The sequence below is a fragment of the Blautia sp. KLE_1732_HM_1032 genome (assembly GCF_025147905.1).
Lineage (GTDB): Bacteria > Bacillota > Clostridia > Lachnospirales > Lachnospiraceae > Blautia_A > Blautia_A fusiformis.
Map to the genome: position 1 here is coordinate 3,485,500 of NZ_CP102266.1, position 17,948 is coordinate 3,503,447.

At 45.9% G+C, this 17,948-nt stretch carries 18 protein-coding genes, 1 pseudogene and 1 riboswitch; of the genes and pseudogenes, 2 read left to right on the forward strand and 17 right to left on the reverse strand.

Translation table 11 applies throughout. From position 1 onward, the window contains the following. The 4 genes and pseudogenes from NQ489_RS16385 to arfA all read right to left on the reverse strand — a co-directional run bounded on the left by NQ489_RS16385 (position 1) and on the right by arfA (position 4,749). Complete coding sequence (locus tag NQ489_RS16385) at positions 1 to 903, reverse strand: hydroxyethylthiazole kinase (RefSeq protein ID WP_021652219.1); 903 nt, start codon at positions 901 to 903, stop codon at positions 1 to 3. Further along, positions 866 to 1,420: an energy coupling factor transporter S component ThiW gene (gene thiW, locus NQ489_RS16390; protein ID WP_015526323.1), complete on the reverse strand. Its 555-nt coding sequence runs from the start codon at positions 1,418 to 1,420 to the stop codon at positions 866 to 868. Before thiW ends, NQ489_RS16385 begins: the two co-directional genes overlap by 38 nt. Before the next feature lie 337 nt (positions 1,421 to 1,757). Then, positions 1,758 to 1,860: riboswitch (TPP riboswitch) on the reverse strand. A 322-nt stretch (positions 1,861 to 2,182) separates the two neighbouring features. Beyond that, a pseudogene (locus NQ489_RS16395) lies at positions 2,183 to 3,173 on the reverse strand (aldo/keto reductase). A 70-nt stretch (positions 3,174 to 3,243) separates the two neighbouring features. Further along, positions 3,244 to 4,749, reverse strand: coding sequence for an arabinosylfuranosidase ArfA (arfA, locus tag NQ489_RS16400; RefSeq protein WP_021652223.1), 1,506 nt, complete (start codon positions 4,747 to 4,749; stop codon positions 3,244 to 3,246). 341 nt (positions 4,750 to 5,090) lie between these two features. Between arfA and NQ489_RS16405 the strand changes: the two genes are divergently transcribed. Beyond that, positions 5,091 to 5,867 (forward strand): helix-turn-helix domain-containing protein, encoded by a 777-nt coding sequence (locus NQ489_RS16405; RefSeq protein ID WP_044961933.1) that lies wholly within the window; start codon positions 5,091 to 5,093, stop codon positions 5,865 to 5,867. 54 nt (positions 5,868 to 5,921) lie between these two features. On the opposite strand, the gene NQ489_RS16410 is transcribed toward NQ489_RS16405, so the two are convergent. The 9 genes from NQ489_RS16410 to NQ489_RS16450 all read right to left on the reverse strand — a co-directional run bounded on the left by NQ489_RS16410 (position 5,922) and on the right by NQ489_RS16450 (position 13,559). Continuing rightward, the gene (locus NQ489_RS16410) at positions 5,922 to 7,619 is read right to left on the reverse strand and encodes an acyl-CoA dehydratase activase (RefSeq protein ID WP_021652226.1); all 1,698 of its coding nucleotides are present in this window, start codon (positions 7,617 to 7,619) and stop codon (positions 5,922 to 5,924) included. After that, complete coding sequence (locus NQ489_RS16415; protein WP_021652227.1) at positions 7,616 to 8,896, reverse strand: 2-hydroxyacyl-CoA dehydratase subunit D; 1,281 nt, start codon at positions 8,894 to 8,896, stop codon at positions 7,616 to 7,618. The genes NQ489_RS16410 and NQ489_RS16415 overlap by 4 nt, the downstream gene beginning before the upstream one ends. Positions 8,897 to 9,212: 316 nt before the next feature. Beyond that, positions 9,213 to 9,392, reverse strand: coding sequence for a DUF6472 family protein (locus NQ489_RS16420; protein ID WP_015526328.1), 180 nt, complete (start codon positions 9,390 to 9,392; stop codon positions 9,213 to 9,215). 109 nt (positions 9,393 to 9,501) lie between these two features. Further along, on the reverse strand, positions 9,502 to 9,960 hold the full coding sequence (locus NQ489_RS16425; protein WP_044961927.1) for a ferritin-like domain-containing protein: 459 nt from the start codon (positions 9,958 to 9,960) through the stop codon (positions 9,502 to 9,504). Positions 9,961 to 10,024: 64 nt separating this feature from the next. Next, complete coding sequence (locus NQ489_RS16430; RefSeq protein WP_021652230.1) at positions 10,025 to 10,687, reverse strand: DUF5110 domain-containing protein; 663 nt, start codon at positions 10,685 to 10,687, stop codon at positions 10,025 to 10,027. A 174-nt stretch (positions 10,688 to 10,861) separates the two neighbouring features. Continuing rightward, complete coding sequence (gene tnpB, locus NQ489_RS16435; protein WP_147602701.1) at positions 10,862 to 11,959, reverse strand: IS200/IS605 family element RNA-guided endonuclease TnpB; 1,098 nt, start codon at positions 11,957 to 11,959, stop codon at positions 10,862 to 10,864. Further along, on the reverse strand, positions 11,959 to 12,381 hold the full coding sequence (gene tnpA / locus NQ489_RS16440; protein ID WP_059086645.1) for an IS200/IS605 family transposase: 423 nt from the start codon (positions 12,379 to 12,381) through the stop codon (positions 11,959 to 11,961). The genes tnpB and tnpA overlap by 1 nt, the downstream gene beginning before the upstream one ends. Positions 12,382 to 12,652: 271 nt before the next feature. Next, positions 12,653 to 12,925 carry a hypothetical protein gene (locus NQ489_RS16445; RefSeq protein WP_044960934.1) on the reverse strand — a complete coding sequence of 91 codons (273 nt, stop codon included), beginning with the start codon at positions 12,923 to 12,925 and terminating at the stop codon, positions 12,653 to 12,655. Between the two features lie 145 nt (positions 12,926 to 13,070). Then, on the reverse strand, positions 13,071 to 13,559 hold the full coding sequence (locus NQ489_RS16450) for a DUF1648 domain-containing protein (protein WP_049946981.1): 489 nt from the start codon (positions 13,557 to 13,559) through the stop codon (positions 13,071 to 13,073). Between the two features lie 212 nt (positions 13,560 to 13,771). Between NQ489_RS16450 and NQ489_RS16455 the strand changes: the two genes are divergently transcribed. Further along, positions 13,772 to 15,154, forward strand: a complete 1,383-nt coding sequence (locus NQ489_RS16455; protein WP_015526334.1) for an NCS2 family permease — start codon at positions 13,772 to 13,774, stop codon at positions 15,152 to 15,154. Positions 15,155 to 15,217: 63 nt separating this feature from the next. On the opposite strand, the gene NQ489_RS16460 is transcribed toward NQ489_RS16455, so the two are convergent. From NQ489_RS16460 to NQ489_RS16475, 4 genes are all read right to left on the reverse strand, one after another. Beyond that, on the reverse strand, positions 15,218 to 16,072 hold the full coding sequence (locus tag NQ489_RS16460) for a YitT family protein (RefSeq protein ID WP_015526335.1): 855 nt from the start codon (positions 16,070 to 16,072) through the stop codon (positions 15,218 to 15,220). Beyond that, positions 16,069 to 16,422, reverse strand: a complete 354-nt coding sequence (locus NQ489_RS16465) for an arsenate reductase family protein (RefSeq protein WP_015526336.1) — start codon at positions 16,420 to 16,422, stop codon at positions 16,069 to 16,071. Before NQ489_RS16465 ends, NQ489_RS16460 begins: the two co-directional genes overlap by 4 nt. Before the next feature lie 108 nt (positions 16,423 to 16,530). Next, positions 16,531 to 17,319, reverse strand: a complete 789-nt coding sequence (locus NQ489_RS16470; RefSeq protein ID WP_021650620.1) for a zf-HC2 domain-containing protein — start codon at positions 17,317 to 17,319, stop codon at positions 16,531 to 16,533. Continuing rightward, positions 17,303 to 17,800 (reverse strand): RNA polymerase sigma factor, encoded by a 498-nt coding sequence (locus tag NQ489_RS16475; protein ID WP_044960930.1) that lies wholly within the window; start codon positions 17,798 to 17,800, stop codon positions 17,303 to 17,305. Before NQ489_RS16475 ends, NQ489_RS16470 begins: the two co-directional genes overlap by 17 nt. Between the last annotated feature and the right edge of the window lie 148 nt (positions 17,801 to 17,948).

Consider the following 17,948-nt stretch of genomic DNA (forward strand, 5'->3'; position numbering starts at 1 on the left):
TCAGTACATTTCAATCTTCAACAGATCCAGCAGCTGTCGATCCGAAAGCCCATAGATCTCATCCAGCAGATTTACCTGAAAGCTTCCCGGACCGCGGGAAATCTTCTCCGCTTCCTCGCCGGCGATACCCATAAGTGCAGTACCAAGCACTGCCGCAGCCAGATAATTCCCGGATCTCCCATTTAATTCCATCTCAACGCCAGACCAGACACCTGCCTCTATACTATCCGTCATCTCTTTCGCAATATTATCTTCGCACCCCGGCAAAAACGCCGCAGTCAGTGCACCGACCATACAGCCGGTTCCTGTGATCCCGGACAGCGCCGCACTGCCATTTTGTACCAGAACAACCCGTTCACCATCCGTAACAAAATCCTGTTTCCCGGTAGCCAGCACGATTGCCTGATTATTTCTGGAAAAAGCCTTAAGCACTTCACTGACTCCATCGATATTTTCCTCAGTCAGAGCATCCTCGACACCCGCATCGATTCCGATCGCATGAGACGGCAGCCCGGAAACAGCCAGAAGCTCTGACATATTTCCCTTCAGCACTGCCGGATGACCGATCCTTAAAAGCTCCCTCGCCAGATCCAGCCTGAGATCACTGCATGCAACCCCTACCAGGTCCAGAAGAACCGGAATCTTATTTTCCATCGCGGTTCTCATAGAACGCTTCATTGACTCGATTCTGGCATCGGTAATATTCCCGAGATTCAGCATCAGCGCACCAGCCGATGCCGTAATATCTGTCACCTCTGCCGGATGCTCCGCCATGATCGGCCTTGCACCTACTGCAAGGACCACGTTGGCACAGTCATGGATCGAGATCGGATTGGTGATGCAATGGATCAGCGGCTTTTCTTCTTTAATTCGCTTTCGCAGTTGTAAAATTCTTTGTCTCATATGTTTTTGAACCCAAAGCTGCCTGGAATTTCACCAGAAGACCTGCTTTACTCAGAGCCTTCAGGAAAATATAGGCAACACATCCTCCCATTGTGGTTGCTGCAAGGAACATCGGCGTATAATAAAATGCTGTCAGTCCGCCTCTTCCCATCAGGAATGCCATCACCGGATAAGAAACCATGGATCCGATGATACCTGTTCCAAAGATCTCACCGATCACCGCGCAGATGATCTTGCCTTTGGAAAGTCTGTAGAACACACCTGAAAGGAATGCGCCAAATACTGCACCGGTCAGTGCAAGTGGCGGGATTCCCATGAACATCATACGGATCACGCCGATCATGGTCGCACAGAGAAGGGAATACCACGGTCCCATCAGAACCGAGCATACGATATTGACAAGATGCGCCGTGGGGCACATTCCCTCAATCCTCAGGATCGGTGAAATAACGACACCGATCGCAACCATCATTGCCAGCATTACCATACGAAGCGTGTGCATCCTTTGTTTTTCCATTGTGTTTTTCCTCCCTGAAATATCAGGCAGAGCCCTGTCAGATCCGGGCAAAAGCTTCCCGTCTGCTGCAGTCTGCCCTTAGATTTTGGCGGTCGAAGTTCCCTTACTTCCTCTCACTCCGAAAACACGGATTCCCATCGCTTACATGATCCTTCCGGAAAAATCCTCCGGAATATCACTCTCCTGCCAGACATTAAGGCGCTCCCCTTCCTGCCCGCTCTTTCACAGAAGCTCCACATGCAGTCTCTGTCACTTTCACATCCCCACATTGTCAGACCATTCCAGTTCCATTCCTGCATCCGAAAAGAGCGCATCCCATGGAAAACTCCACGGAGACACGCTCTCAAATCACAATCCCTCCGTTGGCATTACCCAAATCAGGTACGGTCGAAGATCTATCTTCCTCTCAGCCTGTCACACAAGCTCCCGCTGGCTCTTTTCTTTTCTGTTTTTCAATATAGCACACACCTATCCCGTTGTCAAACCTCCACTGCTTATTGCTCTTTGCACTCCCGCCGGAGACGTTACTGTTCACTCCGTTCTCAGCAACACGCTTCGCGATGCACAGAATTTATGCTAATCGCATAAATTCGCGCGGTATGTCTCGGGTTTTCTGTGACCTTCGCTCACAAAAAACACCTCGCGGAATATTACCAGTGAACAGTAACCCGGAGACTTTCCTGATTCAGTTAAACAATTATTTCGACATAAAAAACTCCCTGCTTCACTACTTTTCATAGTAAAACAGGAAGTATATAAATCTTATTTTGAGATCTCGTCGATCAGACGCAACTCCTCAGCTGTTAAACGGTGCACAGTGGATCGCTTTCACATTATCAAGGATCTGCTGCGGCTTGGAAGCTCCGATCAGAACACTGGTAACTTCCTTATGCTGAAGCAGCCAGCCAAGCGCCATATCAGCCAGCTTCTCTCCACGCTGGGCTGCCAGATCGTTCAGTCTCCGGATCTGATCCAGACGCTCCGGCGTCAGCACACTTTCCTTAAGGAATCTTCCATCTTTGCGGATACGGCTGTCCTCCGGGATCCCGTTCAGGTAACGGTCTGTCAGCTGTCCCTGAGCAAGAGGGCTAAAGGTGATCAGACCTTTTTTCAAAATGCCGGTGGTTCTCTTGAGGCCGTTTTCTTCCACAGTTCTGTCAAAAATGGAATACCGGTTCTGGTTGATCACAAAGGGACATTTCAGATCCTTCAGAATCGCTGCCGCCTGGCTTAAGGTTTTTCCATCATAATTGGAAAGTCCCACATAAAGGGCCTTGCCCTGCTGAACCGCTGTTGCCAGCGCCCCCATAGTCTCCTCAAGCGGAGTCTCCGGGTCCATTCTGTGATGGTAAAAAATATCCACATATTCCAGACCCATGCGCTTCAGGCTCTGGTCAAGGCTCGCCAGAAGATACTTGCGGCTGCCCCAGTTTCCATAAGGGCCTTCCCACATATCATAGCCTGCCTTTGTTGTGATGATCAGCTCATCACGGTATGGCATCAGTTCTTCTTTCAGGATCTTGCCGAAATTCCGTTCCGCACTTCCATAGGCAGGTCCGTAATTATTGGCAAGGTCAAACTGTGTGATACCATTGTCAAAAGCTGTAAAGCACAGCTGCTTCATGTTTTCATAATCAGAAGTATCTCCGAAATTATGCCATAATCCAAGAGACACCTTCGGAAGCATCAGGCCGCTTTCACCGCAGCGGTTGTACTCCATAGTTTCGTAGCGTTCCTTTGCAGGTGTGTACATAAAAAAGGCCTCACATAATGTAGCATGATTTACATTTTCTGTAACTGCTTTTACTATACTTCACCGACCCTTATTTCGCAAGACGGATCATATTCCAGCTGTGTTTTGCAAAAACTGCTTCCAGTTTTCCGCCGTCCAGCTTTGAGCACTCTGCACTGGCTTTTACAGGAACTACATTCTCCGGCTGAGCCTCTGTATTGGTTGCCTGAAGATCGTCATTATTGAGTACAATATGCTCTACGATCTTATATCCCTCAAACTGTCTTAAGTCACAGGAAACTTCCATATCCTCATCCAGACTCTTATTCACTGCAAAGATCGTCAGCGTATCCTTTTCCTCATCCCAGACACACACAGAATCCAGATATGGAGCTTCTCCATAAGTCTTGCTTTCATATATAGGTGTGAGAACCTGTGTATTAAGGACGGTTCCTCTTCCAAACACACTTGTCAGCATATACGGATAAAAGATCGTCTGACGCCATGCGCCTGTATCGGATGTCATGATCGGCGCAATAACATTTACCAGCTGTGCCATGCAGGCGATCTTTACACGATCTGCATGACGGAGAAGTGTGATCAACATGCTTCCCACAAGAAGTGCATCCTCAAAGTTATAAACATCCTCCAGCTGATGGGGCGCCTGTACCCATTTTTCCAGCTTTTTATCCTGTTCATTGCTGTGGTACCATACGTTCCATTCGTCGAAGGAAAGATTGATCTGTTTTTTTCCATGCTTCTTTGCTTTTACAGCATCGCAGATGGAAACCACTCCTGAGATAAAATCATCCATGCCCTTGGAGCTTGCCAGAAAATCGGCAGTGTCTCCCGATGCATTTCCATAGTACTGATGCAGGGAAAGATAATCCACCTGATCGTAAGCCTCGTCAAGAACCGTATACTCCCAGGAGCCAAAGGTAGGCATTTCCAGACTGGAGCTTCCGCATGCAACAGTCTCAACCTCCGGATCCATAAATTTCATCAGGCGGGCAGTCTCTGCTGCAACTCTTCCGTACTCTGCCGCAGTTTTATGTCCCATCTGCCACGGACCGTCCATCTCGTTTCCGAGACACCATAATTTGATATCATGCGGGTGTTCATAGCCGTGGGCCTTACGGAGATCACTGTAATAGGTACCACCCTTAAAGTTACAGTATTCCAGAAGATTTTTCGCATCCTCCGGTCCTCTTGTTCCCAGGTTTACTGCCATCATCACATCGCTGCCGGCTTTTCTGGACCAGTCCACAAACTCATTGAGTCCAAACTGGTTTGTCTCGATGACACCCCAGGCCAGCTCCGGTCTGGACGGACGCTGAGCTTTCGGTCCGACGCTGTCCTCCCAGCGGAATCCGGATACAAAATTTCCGCCCGGATAACGAACGATCGGTACCTGAAGCTCCCTTACCAGTTCCAGAGTATCCTTCCGAAATCCCTGCTCATCAGAAAGGGGGCTGCCTTCCTGATAAATCCCCTCATAAACCGCACGTCCGAGATGTTCTATAAAGGAACCATAGATCCTTTTGTCTGTTTTTCCGGTGAGGAAATATTTGTCCACGATGATCTGCGCTTTTTTCATTGTAAAAATCCTCCTGTAAATTATTATTTTCTGCCTGCCACTGCATTGGACTCTGTTTCCGATTCCGCCATATACAGGCTCTTACGCCTCTGTTCGCTCACACACTCTCAGACAGATCGGAAATCAACCGTTTCTATGTTTCATTTTACCATCCTGTTCTATCCATACCAGTGATTATCTTCCGAAATAGTTGACTTTTTTTCCGGTAAGATTTATCGTAAAGACAGTCTTACCAGACGGACGTCCCTCTGTCACTTTACTTTATACTTCCAGACAGAAAGTTCTTTACAATGCCACAGTCGGATTGTCTGATCTACGTAATGAAAGGAGCCAGCATTTTCATGGATTTCACCTTAAATTTCTGCGAATACAACCGTTCCAACTCAGATTACGACAGGATTTTCCGGCCGGAGGGAAGCGGAGATTTTCTTTTTCTTTTATTTAAAACACCAATGAAGGTTTATCTGGGCGGTCAGCTTACTGTCACCCGGGAAAATGCCTGCATCTTTTATATTCCGGGAAATCCCCAGCATTATCAGGCTGTGCGAAAATTCCGGAACAGTTATGTCCATTTTTCCTGCGGAGAAAATCTGGCAAAACGGTTCGGACTTCCCTGCAACGAAATTTTTTACCCCAGTGACTGCCAGGAGATCGATCACTGTATCCAGAAGCTGCAGCATGAATATCTGAACAGAGAAGTTTTTTCCCGGGACTACGAGTATGCCCTGCTCTGCCAGCTGATGATCACAGCCTCGCGGGAACTCCGCAGTACAGATACAGGCAAGTCTTCAGACTCGGAGCTCTGCAGCCTGTTCCAAAAAATCCGTCTGGAAATGCTTACAAATTACGAAAAGCCATGGACAACAGAAAAGCTCTGCGCCATGGCTAATCTCGAAAAAAGTCAGTTTTATTCCTGTTACCGGAATTTTTTTGACAGCACCCCTCATGCTGACCTGAATCTGCTCCGTCTGGAAAAAGCCAAAAATCTGCTCACCAACGAAGCTCTGCCTGTTCAACAGGTGGCTCTGCTGTGCGGATTTTCAAATCTCTCCCACTTCAGCCGGTACTTCCGAAAGAACTGTGGCTGTTCGCCCAGTGAGTGGGCACGCCGCCCCTGACCAAAAGGATATTCACACTCTGCATTTACTGCGCAGGCAACTTGTCTGATCTGATCACCGTGCCGCATTACACTTCTCATAAGCAAACAGTGCCGCACCAAGCGCACCACAAAGCTGTGCCTCATCACAGATATAAAGCTTCGCCCCCAGCTTCTCCTCCAATGCCTGGATGATACCTTTATTTCTGGCAACACCACCGGTCATCATGTATTCCCCCGGATTCTTTTTGCCAAGGCGGGCTGCAAGAGCTCCTACCTTGGAAGCAACAGATACATTCAGACCATGGATGATATCTGCCACGTCCTTATTCTGGGCAACCAGGGAAACTACCTCGGACTCTGCAAATACAGTACACATGCTTGAGATCACTACGTTCTCTTTCCACTCCAGGCCACGGGTACTCATCTCCTCCAGGGAAAGTCCAAGAGTACGGGCCATCATTTCCAGGAATCGTCCGGTTCCTGCTGCACATTTATCGTTCATCAGGAAATTTTTTACCGCACCGTTCTCGTCAATGCTGATCGCCTTGATATCCTGACCGCCGATGTCGATAACTGTACGCACATTCGGATTCAGATAATGAGCGCCCTTCGCGTGACAGGTAATCTCTGTGATACTGTCATCACCACTGTCAATATAGGCACGTCCATATCCGGTAGTAACGATACGCACGATATCTTCTTTCCTGATCCCTGCTTTTTCCACGGCCATCTCCAGGCTCTTCTCTGCACTCATCATAGCGCCGCCGCCTGTGGGAATGATCATGGTCGATTTAATTTTTCCGTCTTTATCCAGGATCACAACATCCGTACTTGTGGAACCGCTGTCGATCCCTGCCACATAATAAACTCCTGATTCCATTTTTTTCCTTATCTCCTCGCTGATTCCTTTTGATGGGTCCATATCCTCAGAGCCTTCCAGGGTCTCCGCAAAAGCCTGCACTCTGGTAAGGAGCTGTCCTGCACTCTGGCTTGTAAAATCTGTCTCGATCTTCAGAAGCGGAACCTTGATATCACGCTTGATACTTGCATACTCAAATCCGTAATAGTCGCAGAATTTAATAGTATGATAAATGATCCCCTTCAGGTTCGGATCCAGATACAGCCGGTTTCTTCGGGTGCTGTTGTTCATACGGAAGCAGGGCATCTGCGAAAGAAGTGCATCCGCATAAGCCAGGAACATGGCATCGTCTTCCATTTTTTCCAGCTCCTCACGGATCACTGCAAGACGTCTTCCACCTGTACAGGTCAGGTTTTCCACATCCATGCGGATATTATCCCGGATCATTTTTTCCAAGATGCCGCTGACACGGACACCCAGAACACCGATATACGGCTGGTTATCCACAGGCTCATGGGAAAAAGCATTCAGAAATCCACTTCTGTCGAAGGTTTTCCCCGAAAATTTCTCATAAGCTTTCTTCAGACGGTGGATGCCCTGGGCAAGCTTCACCTTTTCACAGTCGTTATCCTCATGAGGCATGTCCAGCATGTACAGAAATTTACATTTACCGGTACTTTCCACAATGTCGTACACACGGCGCATGGAATCACAGCAGTTAACAAGAACAAGCTGCTCTACCTTTCCCTCCAGCACTGCCTGGATCACAGATTTTCCGAAGCCGCAGAGATTAGCATGGGCGATCTGGTCCGAAAGCTCAAAATTCTCCGGCATTTCCTCAAGAACCGCACATTCCTCGCCAAAGCCCTTAAACAGCTCCAGCGGTGTATATTTACAGACGTAATGTATCATGACCGTTTTTCCTCCTTACCTTCTGACAGCATTTCCAGATATGCCTGAAGTCGTGTGGATACCTGGCCGTCACTGGAATTGGCCGGGTTACAGCCGTCACCGTCCAGGACCATGGTTGGAAGTCCTGCATTTTCCAGAGAATTTTTGATCAGGCTGGAAGCTCCGATGGTTCCCTTGCAGCCCCAATGCGCAAAAAGGATCCCGCCGTCTGCCTCTGTAAGGTTCGCCAGCTCCTGGGCACGCCGGATCCTCTGCTTCACACTTCCGTTGTAAATGCAGTTGACCATTTTTTCCGCAAGGGCCTCATAAGGATCCGAGGCCTGCATCCGCTGAAAACCGTCTGCAACAAAATCACAGGCACGGATATGCACGTTCTGGCTGTAATTAAATACAGCCTTTACCGGCTCCTGCAAAAACGGCATCATATGCATCCACAAAATATGAAGCCCTTCCCCCTTTGGTGCCTTCTTCACATCCTCAAGAAGCATTTTTGTGTATTTCAGGGATTCCTCTGAGCCCGCCAGAAGATGGCACATAAAGATCGCATACAGCTCATTTGTCAGGGAAGTCACCGGATCGTGATCCTTTCTGAGGGCAAGCTGGCTGCTGTAATAGGAGGCCGCTTCATTGCTGTTGGCAACTGCACGCTGTACCGACTGCTCGGAGATTTTTTTCCCGCCTACATCCTCCAAGAATTTCTTCAGCTCACGGAGCTGATCTGCAACATAGCTGATGGAATCCTGATTTTTTTCATAGGGTACGTCAATATAAAAGCCCGGGATCTGATATTTCTGTTTCAGATAAGGAAACGTCATCATGTTTCCATCGCAGGCAAGGTTTGTGTAGATGGTACATTTGGGCTTCGGTACCAATCCTGTCATGGACGCTCCCAGAAAAACTCTGTGATAGGAGCACATGGTTTCCGGAAAGCCCTCTGATTCCGTCTGTGCCAGAAATGCCTGCTCACATCTGGTTCCGGCGATGAAGCAGGACATTGCCTCCACGGAATACGGAGTGAGCCCTGCTGCTGTCAGAAGCTCTCCCGGTACAAAAATGCTCACCAGAGCGGTATCGTCCGGTTTTGCGAGGGCTTTGATAATATTCTGCATGACTACACGGGCTACATACTGTCCCGAAGCCGGAAGCTTCCTGTCAGGAAAAAGCTGCAGACGTTTTTCCTGAAGCCGGTATCCAGTGAGAAGAAGTTTTCGTGCTTTTTCCGGATCCCTGATGGATCTCTCTCCCACCATATCCCCGAATTTCTTTATAATATCCAATCTGTCACATCCTCCGTCAAATCAAAAAATCTATTATAAGTCTGTCAGACGCTTACCCGAAATTTCGTCTCAGACAAAATCCTGTAGCATTATCATCGTCTGGATGGTATAAAGGTTCCACCTGTCAGACCAATATTTTTATTATAAAGATATTTTTTTCAAATGTAAACACGCTAATTTTTACAAATTTGAAGCCTTTTGCACATATCAAAACATCAAAATGCAGATTTTCCACAAAACTCGCATTCCTTTTCGTGGAAAACCTGCATTTGTCTTATCACATTATCTTCTGCTCTGTTTTTTCCGTTACTCTGTATCACATCTGATGACGTACCACCTTATATTCATCTCCGGAACGATAATACGGACATTCCTTGTAATCACTGCTCACAAAACGATAATATTCATCCTCATCCAGATTGACATCACAATAATATTCGTCACACTCTTCATCATATGTATAGTTTGCACAGTATTCGCAGCTGGTTCCCTTCATATTTATTTCTCCTCTCTTTGCAGGAAAGTATTTCTCCCTGCTGTTCTCCTGATTATATAATAAAAAAAGGAAGAATTCCATTACTGAAATCCTCCCTCTTTTTTATATATCAGAACATTCCGTTCACAGTCTTATATTTGTAAAGCATCTCCGCATGATTCTGCTCTTCCACCTGGATATCTGCCAGAAGCTTCCGCACACCACTGTCTTCAAAAGCAAAAACATCCGAGTTGTATTCTCCGGAAATCAGCTTTTCTGTTCCGATACAGTCTGTTGCAAGAAAAGCATCGTGTTCCTTATCCTCTGAGGACATCACCGATGTGTAAGCAGCCTTTGGCTGGTAATCACGGCCGTCACTGTCATTACAGTTTACCTGTGGAACTGTACCGGAAAGCACCTGGCTCAGGGAATCGTAATGCTCCTGCTCTTTTTTCTGAAGAGTCTGAAATAAGCTTTTAAGCTCCGGATCCCTGGCCTGCTGTGCGTATTTTCCGTATTTTTCAATGCAGCTTTTTTCCTGTGTCTGAAGATCCTGGATCACTGTGCGTTCTTTTTCCTTTAATATCATTATGATCATCCTTTCTTTTGATAATAATGATAGTATGGTTTGGAAACGCAATTTTATTCATGTTTTACGCAGTCAGTATCTCCATCAGTGCTCCGTAAAGATCCTTGTCCAGCTCCATGGACTGAAGCTCAGATAAAAGAACCGGCAGCTTCTTTCCGGCTGTGATCAGCTGATATAATCTGTCCTTCAGCACAAAACCGATCTCTGCCTGGTTCAGGAAATCAAAGATACGCTCTTTTGTCTGATTGTCTGCCACTTCGCCAGCGAGAATGATCTGCACCTCTGCCGCTGTGTCTGCTTCCACTTCCACACAGATCTTCTGAAGCTTCTCTTCATATTTTACAGCAGCCTCAGTCTCTGCTCCGTTAACCAGAACCTTCACAGTATCTGTTCCTGTTTTCGCAAAATTACAGAACTCCACGGTATAAGCTCTCTTTGCCGGGATCAGCTCTGTTTTTCCCTGTGCGGGATGAATGGTAAACACTCCCTGATCCTTTTCCTTATAATCCATTTCCGTAAATACACAGGCACCATTTTCGTAAGCACAGGTTTCGTTATCATCCTCATACAATCGGAAGCTTCCGTCAGCACCCGGGAATACCCGGATATTCAGGCTTTCCGGATTCTTTTCCGCCTCTGTTCCACGGATCTCATCGGTCATCACCAGAATACCGCCTGCTTTTGCAAGAACCGGGATACTGTCCAGAGTACGGTACATATCCACCATTCGTCCACCCTCATAGCGCAGACCTGTTTGACACTCCCCACAGCTAAAGCAGGGGGATTCTTGCTTCTCCCACTACTGCATTGGCAAACACCTTACGGTACTGCAATGTCTTACACAGTGTCCACAAGCTATATTTATACTGTTCCCGTATGCCCTACGGTACAGTTTTTATCTTTATGCAGACTGCATCTGCAGTCCTTTTTTCAGAATATTGATACTTGCATTCGTATCCCGGTCATGAACCGCATGGCATTTGGGACACTCCCAGATACGAATGCCCAGATTTTTTATCCGTGGATTTCTGTAGCCACAACAGCTGCAGGTCTGACTGCTCGGATACATCGTTGGTACTCTGTGAATTTCATTTCCATACCAGCCAGCTTTATATTCCAGCATTTCAAAAAATTTTGCCCAGGAAACACTCGCTATCGATTTTGACAGTTTATGATTCCGGATCATCCCCTTAACATTCAGATCTTCAATACAGATGGTTTGGTTTTCACGCACCAGCATCGTTGACTGTTTCTGCAGGAAATCATTCCGCTGATTGGTTACTTTCTCATACACTCTTGCCACCCTGATCCGCTGCTTCTCGCGGTTATGGGAATCTTTTTGTTTTCGGGAAAGCCTGCGCTGTTCTCTTATGAGTTTTCGCATTGAGCGTTCCAGATATCTGGGATTTGATACCGTATTTCCATTACTGTCGGAGTAGAACGCTTTGATCCCGACATCAATCCCTATCGTTCCGCCAGCATTTGAGCGTGGTTCCGGTTCAAAATCAACATTTAAAACCGCAAAATATTTTCCAGCCGGTGTGTGCTCAATGATCACGTGATTAATCTTTTCCACTTCCATCGACTGCCGTATTTTAACAAATCCAAGTTTCGGAAGTTTGATATATCTTCCCACAATACGAATATTATCTTTTTGATTTACCGTTCTGTATGACTGGAACCGGTTATGTTTACTTTTGAAGGTTGGATAGGAAGCCCGTTTCTCAAAGAAATTCACAAATCCCCGGTCGAGATCCCGCAAAGACTGCTGTAATGCAATGGAATCTGCTGCTTTCAGAAAGGCAAACTCCTCTTGCTTTTTCAGTTCAGTCAGCATGGCGGAAGTCTGGGAATAGCCGATCTTTTCCCCATTTTCATAGCCTTCCTTACGCATGGCAAGTCCCCGGTTGTAGATGAACCGGCAACATCCCAGGGTCTGATGGATGAAGTTTTTCTGTTCTCTGTTCGGGTAGATCCTAAATTTAATTCCTTTTTGCATTATCCCATCTTATCCTTTTGTCTCTGCGATGTTTTCTGGTTTTCAATATACTGTTTTACTGTTTCCTGCGGAGCACCGCCTACCGTCGATACAAAATAGCTGTTTGTCCAGAGAGTCGGCATTTTCGTTTTAAGATAGGGAAATTCCTGTCTTAAAATTCTGGACGTATAGCCTTTAAATGACTTTACAGCTTTGTGGATGCCAAACTGAGGATCTACTTCCAAAAGCATATGAACATGGTCTGGCATGATCTCCATCTCCAGAATGTCTACAGAAAGATTTGCAGCATACTCTGTGAGCAGCTCCTTCAGCCGGACGTCCACACCGTTAATTAATACTTTTCGTCTATACTTTGGACACCATACTACATGGTATTTACAGGAATAGACGACATTGTTGTTTGATTTATATGTTGTGTTCATATTTGTATTATACTATGGTTTATCAGTTAATACAATTACTATTTTGTCCATCTTCAATTACTTGCATAAATTACGATCAGAGTAATCACTACCGTAATAACAATACTGTTTAAAAGAAACGGATAAAATTAAAGTGTGCGTTCATATTGATGTAGTTATCAATGATGAATTTCTGCGGAAGGAGATGATGCTCCAGAGCCATGATCTCCTGATTTTCCTTAAAGGATGAAGCTTCTGATCCGCCAGCACTGGCACAGCTCCGGGATTTCCGTTACAAACCCTCCCGATACACGCTGTTGATCGTAGCCTGGGCGTGCTCCAGCTCTTTCTTCCGGACGATGGCTTCCCTGTCACTTAAGATCGCCAACATCTCATCGATCACATCCTCCACTCTGGGACTTGTCACCCTGTATAAATACCCCAGCATCCGTGTAGCTGTGTAATCGGTATTCATATGTTTATAGGCGATTTCCCGGCACAGCTCATCGGGATAGCCCTTATCCTGAAGCGCTCTGTAAAGCTCATCTGTTCTTGTATCTACCATATGCTCCTGAGATTCCTTTCCTGTTTTTATTATAATTTCGCCAAGCGGATATTCGCGATCCGCTTTCGCTGGTTCCATCCATATTCAGTACAATAAATCGAACATTTCCCTTCCACTCTTCTGCATGATCACAAACGCAACCGCTTCACGATTTATCATCCTCATCCATGCCAGTTTCTTTACCAGCCTTATATATCCCCCGGATCCCCAGGATCAATGTCACGAAAATCCCTGTGATCAGTATCCACACCGGCCACATAGGTGCCGTTCCCAGATTCCCGCTGATCCCGGCATCAAGACATACTCCAATGGATAACAGCTTGATCACAGACATCATTTTTGACGCGATTTCAAAGATATGCTCTCTGTTTTCCTCTGTCACCTCAACCGGATAATTCCACCACTGTGGAAATCTCTGACAGAACATCAGAAGTGCCAAGATCAGCAGCCCCAAAATCGGCTCCAGAAGAAGGCTGCCCTTCTTCCCATACCGGTCCGGGATCCCATGAACATTAAAATGGATCGGCACCCTCTCCGGCAGATTTCCCCAGGTGGCCACAAGATACATCACGTACCCAAAGATCATCAGAAAGCAGAGCACATCTGTAATATTCCGCAGTTTTTTCTCAGACATTATCCATCCCCCTTTCATTGCAAAATAAACTCGTCTGTAAATTAAATACTCTCTTTCCTGTATTTTACACACAAATTGCCTGCTTGTAAAAGTATTTTACAAAAAAACACCTATTATAATCATATCTGTGCACACTAACAATTGCATATGAAATTTTTATATGATAAACTAGACATGTTGTCCAAAAACATATTTAAGAAAGGGAAAGAAATATGTTAGAAAAAATCTTCAAGCTGTCCGCAAATAAAACGGACGCTAAAACAGAGGTTCTGGCAGGTATCACCACCTTCATGACAATGGCGTATATCCTGGCAGTTAACCCGAACATCCTGTCCGCGACCGGCATGGATTCCGGAGCTGTATTCACAGCTACCGCACTGGCAGCCTTCCTGGGAACGTTGCTGATGGCGATCTTCGCCAACTACCCGTTCGCACTGGCACCCGGAATGGGTCTGAACGCATACTTTGCCTATACCGTTGTTATCGGTATGGGATACAGCTGGCAGTATGCACTGACTGCAGTTTTTGCAGAAGGTATCGTATTTATCGTTCTTTCACTTACCAATGTACGTGAAGCGATCTTCAATGCGATCCCTCTGAACCTGAAATCCGCAGTCAGCGTTGGTATCGGTCTTTTCATCGCATTTGTAGGATTACAGAATGCCAATATCGTGATCGGCGGCTCCACTCTGCTGCAGCTTTTCTCTGTGGATGGCTACAACGCAGCCAAGGGTGTAGAGGCTTCCTTCAACAATGTGGGAATCACCGTTATCCTGGCTCTGATCGGTATCATCGTAACTGGAATCCTGGTTGTTAAGAATGTAAAGGGAAACATCCTCTGGGGTATCCTGATTACATGGGGACTTGGAATCATCTGTCAGTTCGCCGGACTTTATGTTCCGAACCCGGAAATCGGCTTCTACAGCCTGCTCCCGGATTTCAGCAACGGACTCTCTATCCCGAGTCTTGCTCCGATCTTTGCGAAGCTGCAGTTTGACGGAGTTTTCTCACTGGATTTCCTTGTTATCCTGTTTGCATTTTTATTTGTAGATCTTTTTGATACTCTTGGAACTCTCGTTGGTGTCTCTTCTAAAGCAGGCATGCTGGATGAAAATGGCAAGCTTCCTAACATCAAGGGCGCACTTCTTGCAGATGCAGTTGCAACAACTGCAGGTGCTGTTCTCGGTACATCCACAACCACTACCTTCGTAGAAAGTGCTTCCGGTGTATCCGAAGGCGGAAGAACCGGACTTACCGCAGTGACAACTGCCATCTTATTTGGCCTGTCCCTGTTCCTGTCTCCGATCTTCCTGGCAATCCCGTCCTTTGCCACAGCTCCGGCTCTGGTGATCGTTGGATTGTACATGCTCAGCAATGTTATCAGCATTGATTTCAGCGATATGTCCGAGGCGATCCCATGTTATGTATGTATCATCGCAATGCCGTTCTTCTACAGCATTTCCGAAGGTATCTCCATGGGAATTATCACATACGTAGCCATCAACCTGATCACAGGTAAGGCAAAAGAAAAGAAGATCAGCGCTCTGATGTATGTACTGGCAGTGCTGTTTATCCTGAAATATATTTTCCTGTAAAATATGGCAAAAAAATTCCCGGGCCTTTTGTCCCGGGAGTTTTTTTATTCCAGCAAAATATTCTTATTTCTTCGGCTGATACCGCATATTCGATACATTATAAACCGTGATAAACGCTTTCGGGTCCTCCTGGTTTATAAACTTCATCAGCTTCTGATATTCACCTTTATCTACGATGGTGATGATCTCACGGCGTTTTTCCATGTTATAGGCTCCGATGGCCTCATAGATCGTGGCTCCGCTGTGCAGGTCATGAATGATAAACTGCCTCAGCTCCTCTTCCTTTTTCGTGATGATGCAGACACGCCGCTTGATATTATTGTCAAAAATAAAATGATCCAGAACGATTCCGTTAAAATACGTTCCCAGAATACTTAAGACCACCGTCTTTTTATCATACACAAGCGCCGCGGAAAGTGCCACGCACATACCGGAAAGAGACATGGCTTTTCCAAGTTCCATGTGGAGATACTTATTCATGATCTTCGCCACGATATCCAGTCCGCCTGAGGATGCATTCCTGTTAAAAAGAATGCTAAGTCCCACACTCACTACCAGAATATAACACAGAACATCCAGTTCCTGGCTGTCTGTCATGGAACCGAAATTTGGAAAAATGATCTCAAACAATCCCAGAAACAACGGCAGCATTACACTGGTATAAACCGTCTTAACTCCAAACTCTCTTCCACAGGTAAAAAATCCAATGATCAGCAATACCACATTCAGGATCATGGTAATCGCCGACAGCTGCAGCGGCACAAAGTTGGAAAGCACGATTCCAAGACCGGATATACTGCTGACCGACGTATGGCTTGGCACCAGGAAAAAATATACCGCCGCTGCAATGATCGCCACTGCTACGGTGAGGATCACGGTTTCCTTAACGATATCCGCATAATTCAGTTTCTTTTTCATGATTTCAGATACTCTTCCCATTCTTTTTCTTTAGCGCCCACCAGCACCTTGTCTTTCCCAACAAGGATTGGTCGTTTCACAAGCATCCCGTCTGTTGCAAGAAGCGCAAGCTGCTCTTCCTCACTCATCTCCGGAAGTTTATCTTTCAGTTTCATCTCTTTATAAATATTTCCACTGGTATTGAAGAAACGCTTCAGCGGAAGACCGCTTTTTTCCCACCAGGCTTTCAGTTCCTCTGCAGTTGGATTGTCCGTCTTAATATCACGCAAAGTATATTCTGCGCCACTCTCATCCAGCCATTTCTGAGCCTTTTTGCAAGTACTGCATTTTGGATAGCATACAAATAACATCTTATGTCCCCCTGTTCTTCGGCAGTAAATACGTAAATTCACTGCTGTCTTTTTTTTTGCCTACAGCACAGAATTTTTATAGAACTTTTTCACTGTACTGTCCAGGTTTTATTTTAACATAGACGATGCGGTATTTCTATCCTCTTGTTCCGACCATATCAGCTTCGATTCCTGTTTCATCTCATCCACAATTTTCTCCGCTGCTTCCAGCTCTCCCTTTGCTTCCAGCTCTGTTAATTCCAGGCTCTTCTTTCCGGCCTCCTCACTCATGTAATAAACTTCCTTCACCGTTTCCGGGGTGCTGTCGTCTTCCGGTGATACTTCCTCTGTCTTTTTGGAAAAATCCTGAAGCAGCATGTCATCGCCTTTCAGTTCCAGAGTTCCTGCATATGGCGCGTCAATGGCGTAGATGAACTCTGTTTTTCCATCTTCTGTGTACTGTACTTTCATTCGATTGATGAGATTATTGGAAGAATACAAACTGTTATTTTTTACGTACATTCCGCTGTTTTCCAGGGTCATATATTTTTCGTTGAAATACCAGTGGTCGTAGCCTGCTGCCGCAGCGATGAGTGTCAAGATAACTGCCACTGCTGCTGTCAGCACCCTGCGTATTATTAATTTTTTCCGGATTTTTTTCAGTGCGGCTACGCTTCCGGTATTTGCATTACTTTCAGTATTTTCCGTCCCACCAGTTCCACATCCTGCTACAGAAGCTACAGATGATCTTATCCGGGCCTGCTCTTTTCCCTGCTCTTCTTTCATGATCTCCAACATTTTTCTGCATTCCTGACAGGTTCCCATATGTTCTTCCACCAGCGCCCGACTGTTTTCGCTTAATATCCCATCTATATAAGATGGCATCAGATCCTGTATTACGTCACATGTAATCTTCATATTCCAGCTCCTCTCTGATCTTTACTCTTGCACGGTAATAAGTCACCCGCGCCCAGTTTTCACTTTTTCCAAAAAGCATTCCGATCTCACTAAACTTAAGCTCTCCGAATGTCCGCAGGGAAAAAACTTCTTTATACGGTTCCGAAAGGCCATGCAAAACTTTGTGGATCTCCATAGCCTGACTCCGCTGTGCCAGCTTTTCCTCAAAAATTTCTCCACCATGGCTTTCTGCTGTTTCCGGCTGCTCCTCTCCGGGAAGTTGCTTTTTCTGCTTTTTCAGATGGTCGTACAACGTATTCTTTGCAATCTGGCAAAGCCACACCCGCACATCGCAGTCATCACGGAACTGATCTGCTTTTTTCAGCGCCTTAAAAAATGTCTCCTGGGTCACTTCCTCAGCCAGCGCTCCATCCCGTGAGACAGAACGGATATACCGATATACAATGTCAAAATATGTCCGGTAAAGTTCCTCAATATTCATCGGTTCTTTCTTTTCCTCCCTTCTCACTTATAAGACGCACTGATCTCAAAAACGTTACAGAAAATTTCTAGTCTTTTAATTGATTTTTCTTTTTTACTTTGATACGATTAATCCAATTATATAAAAATAATAATATATTTTTCATGAG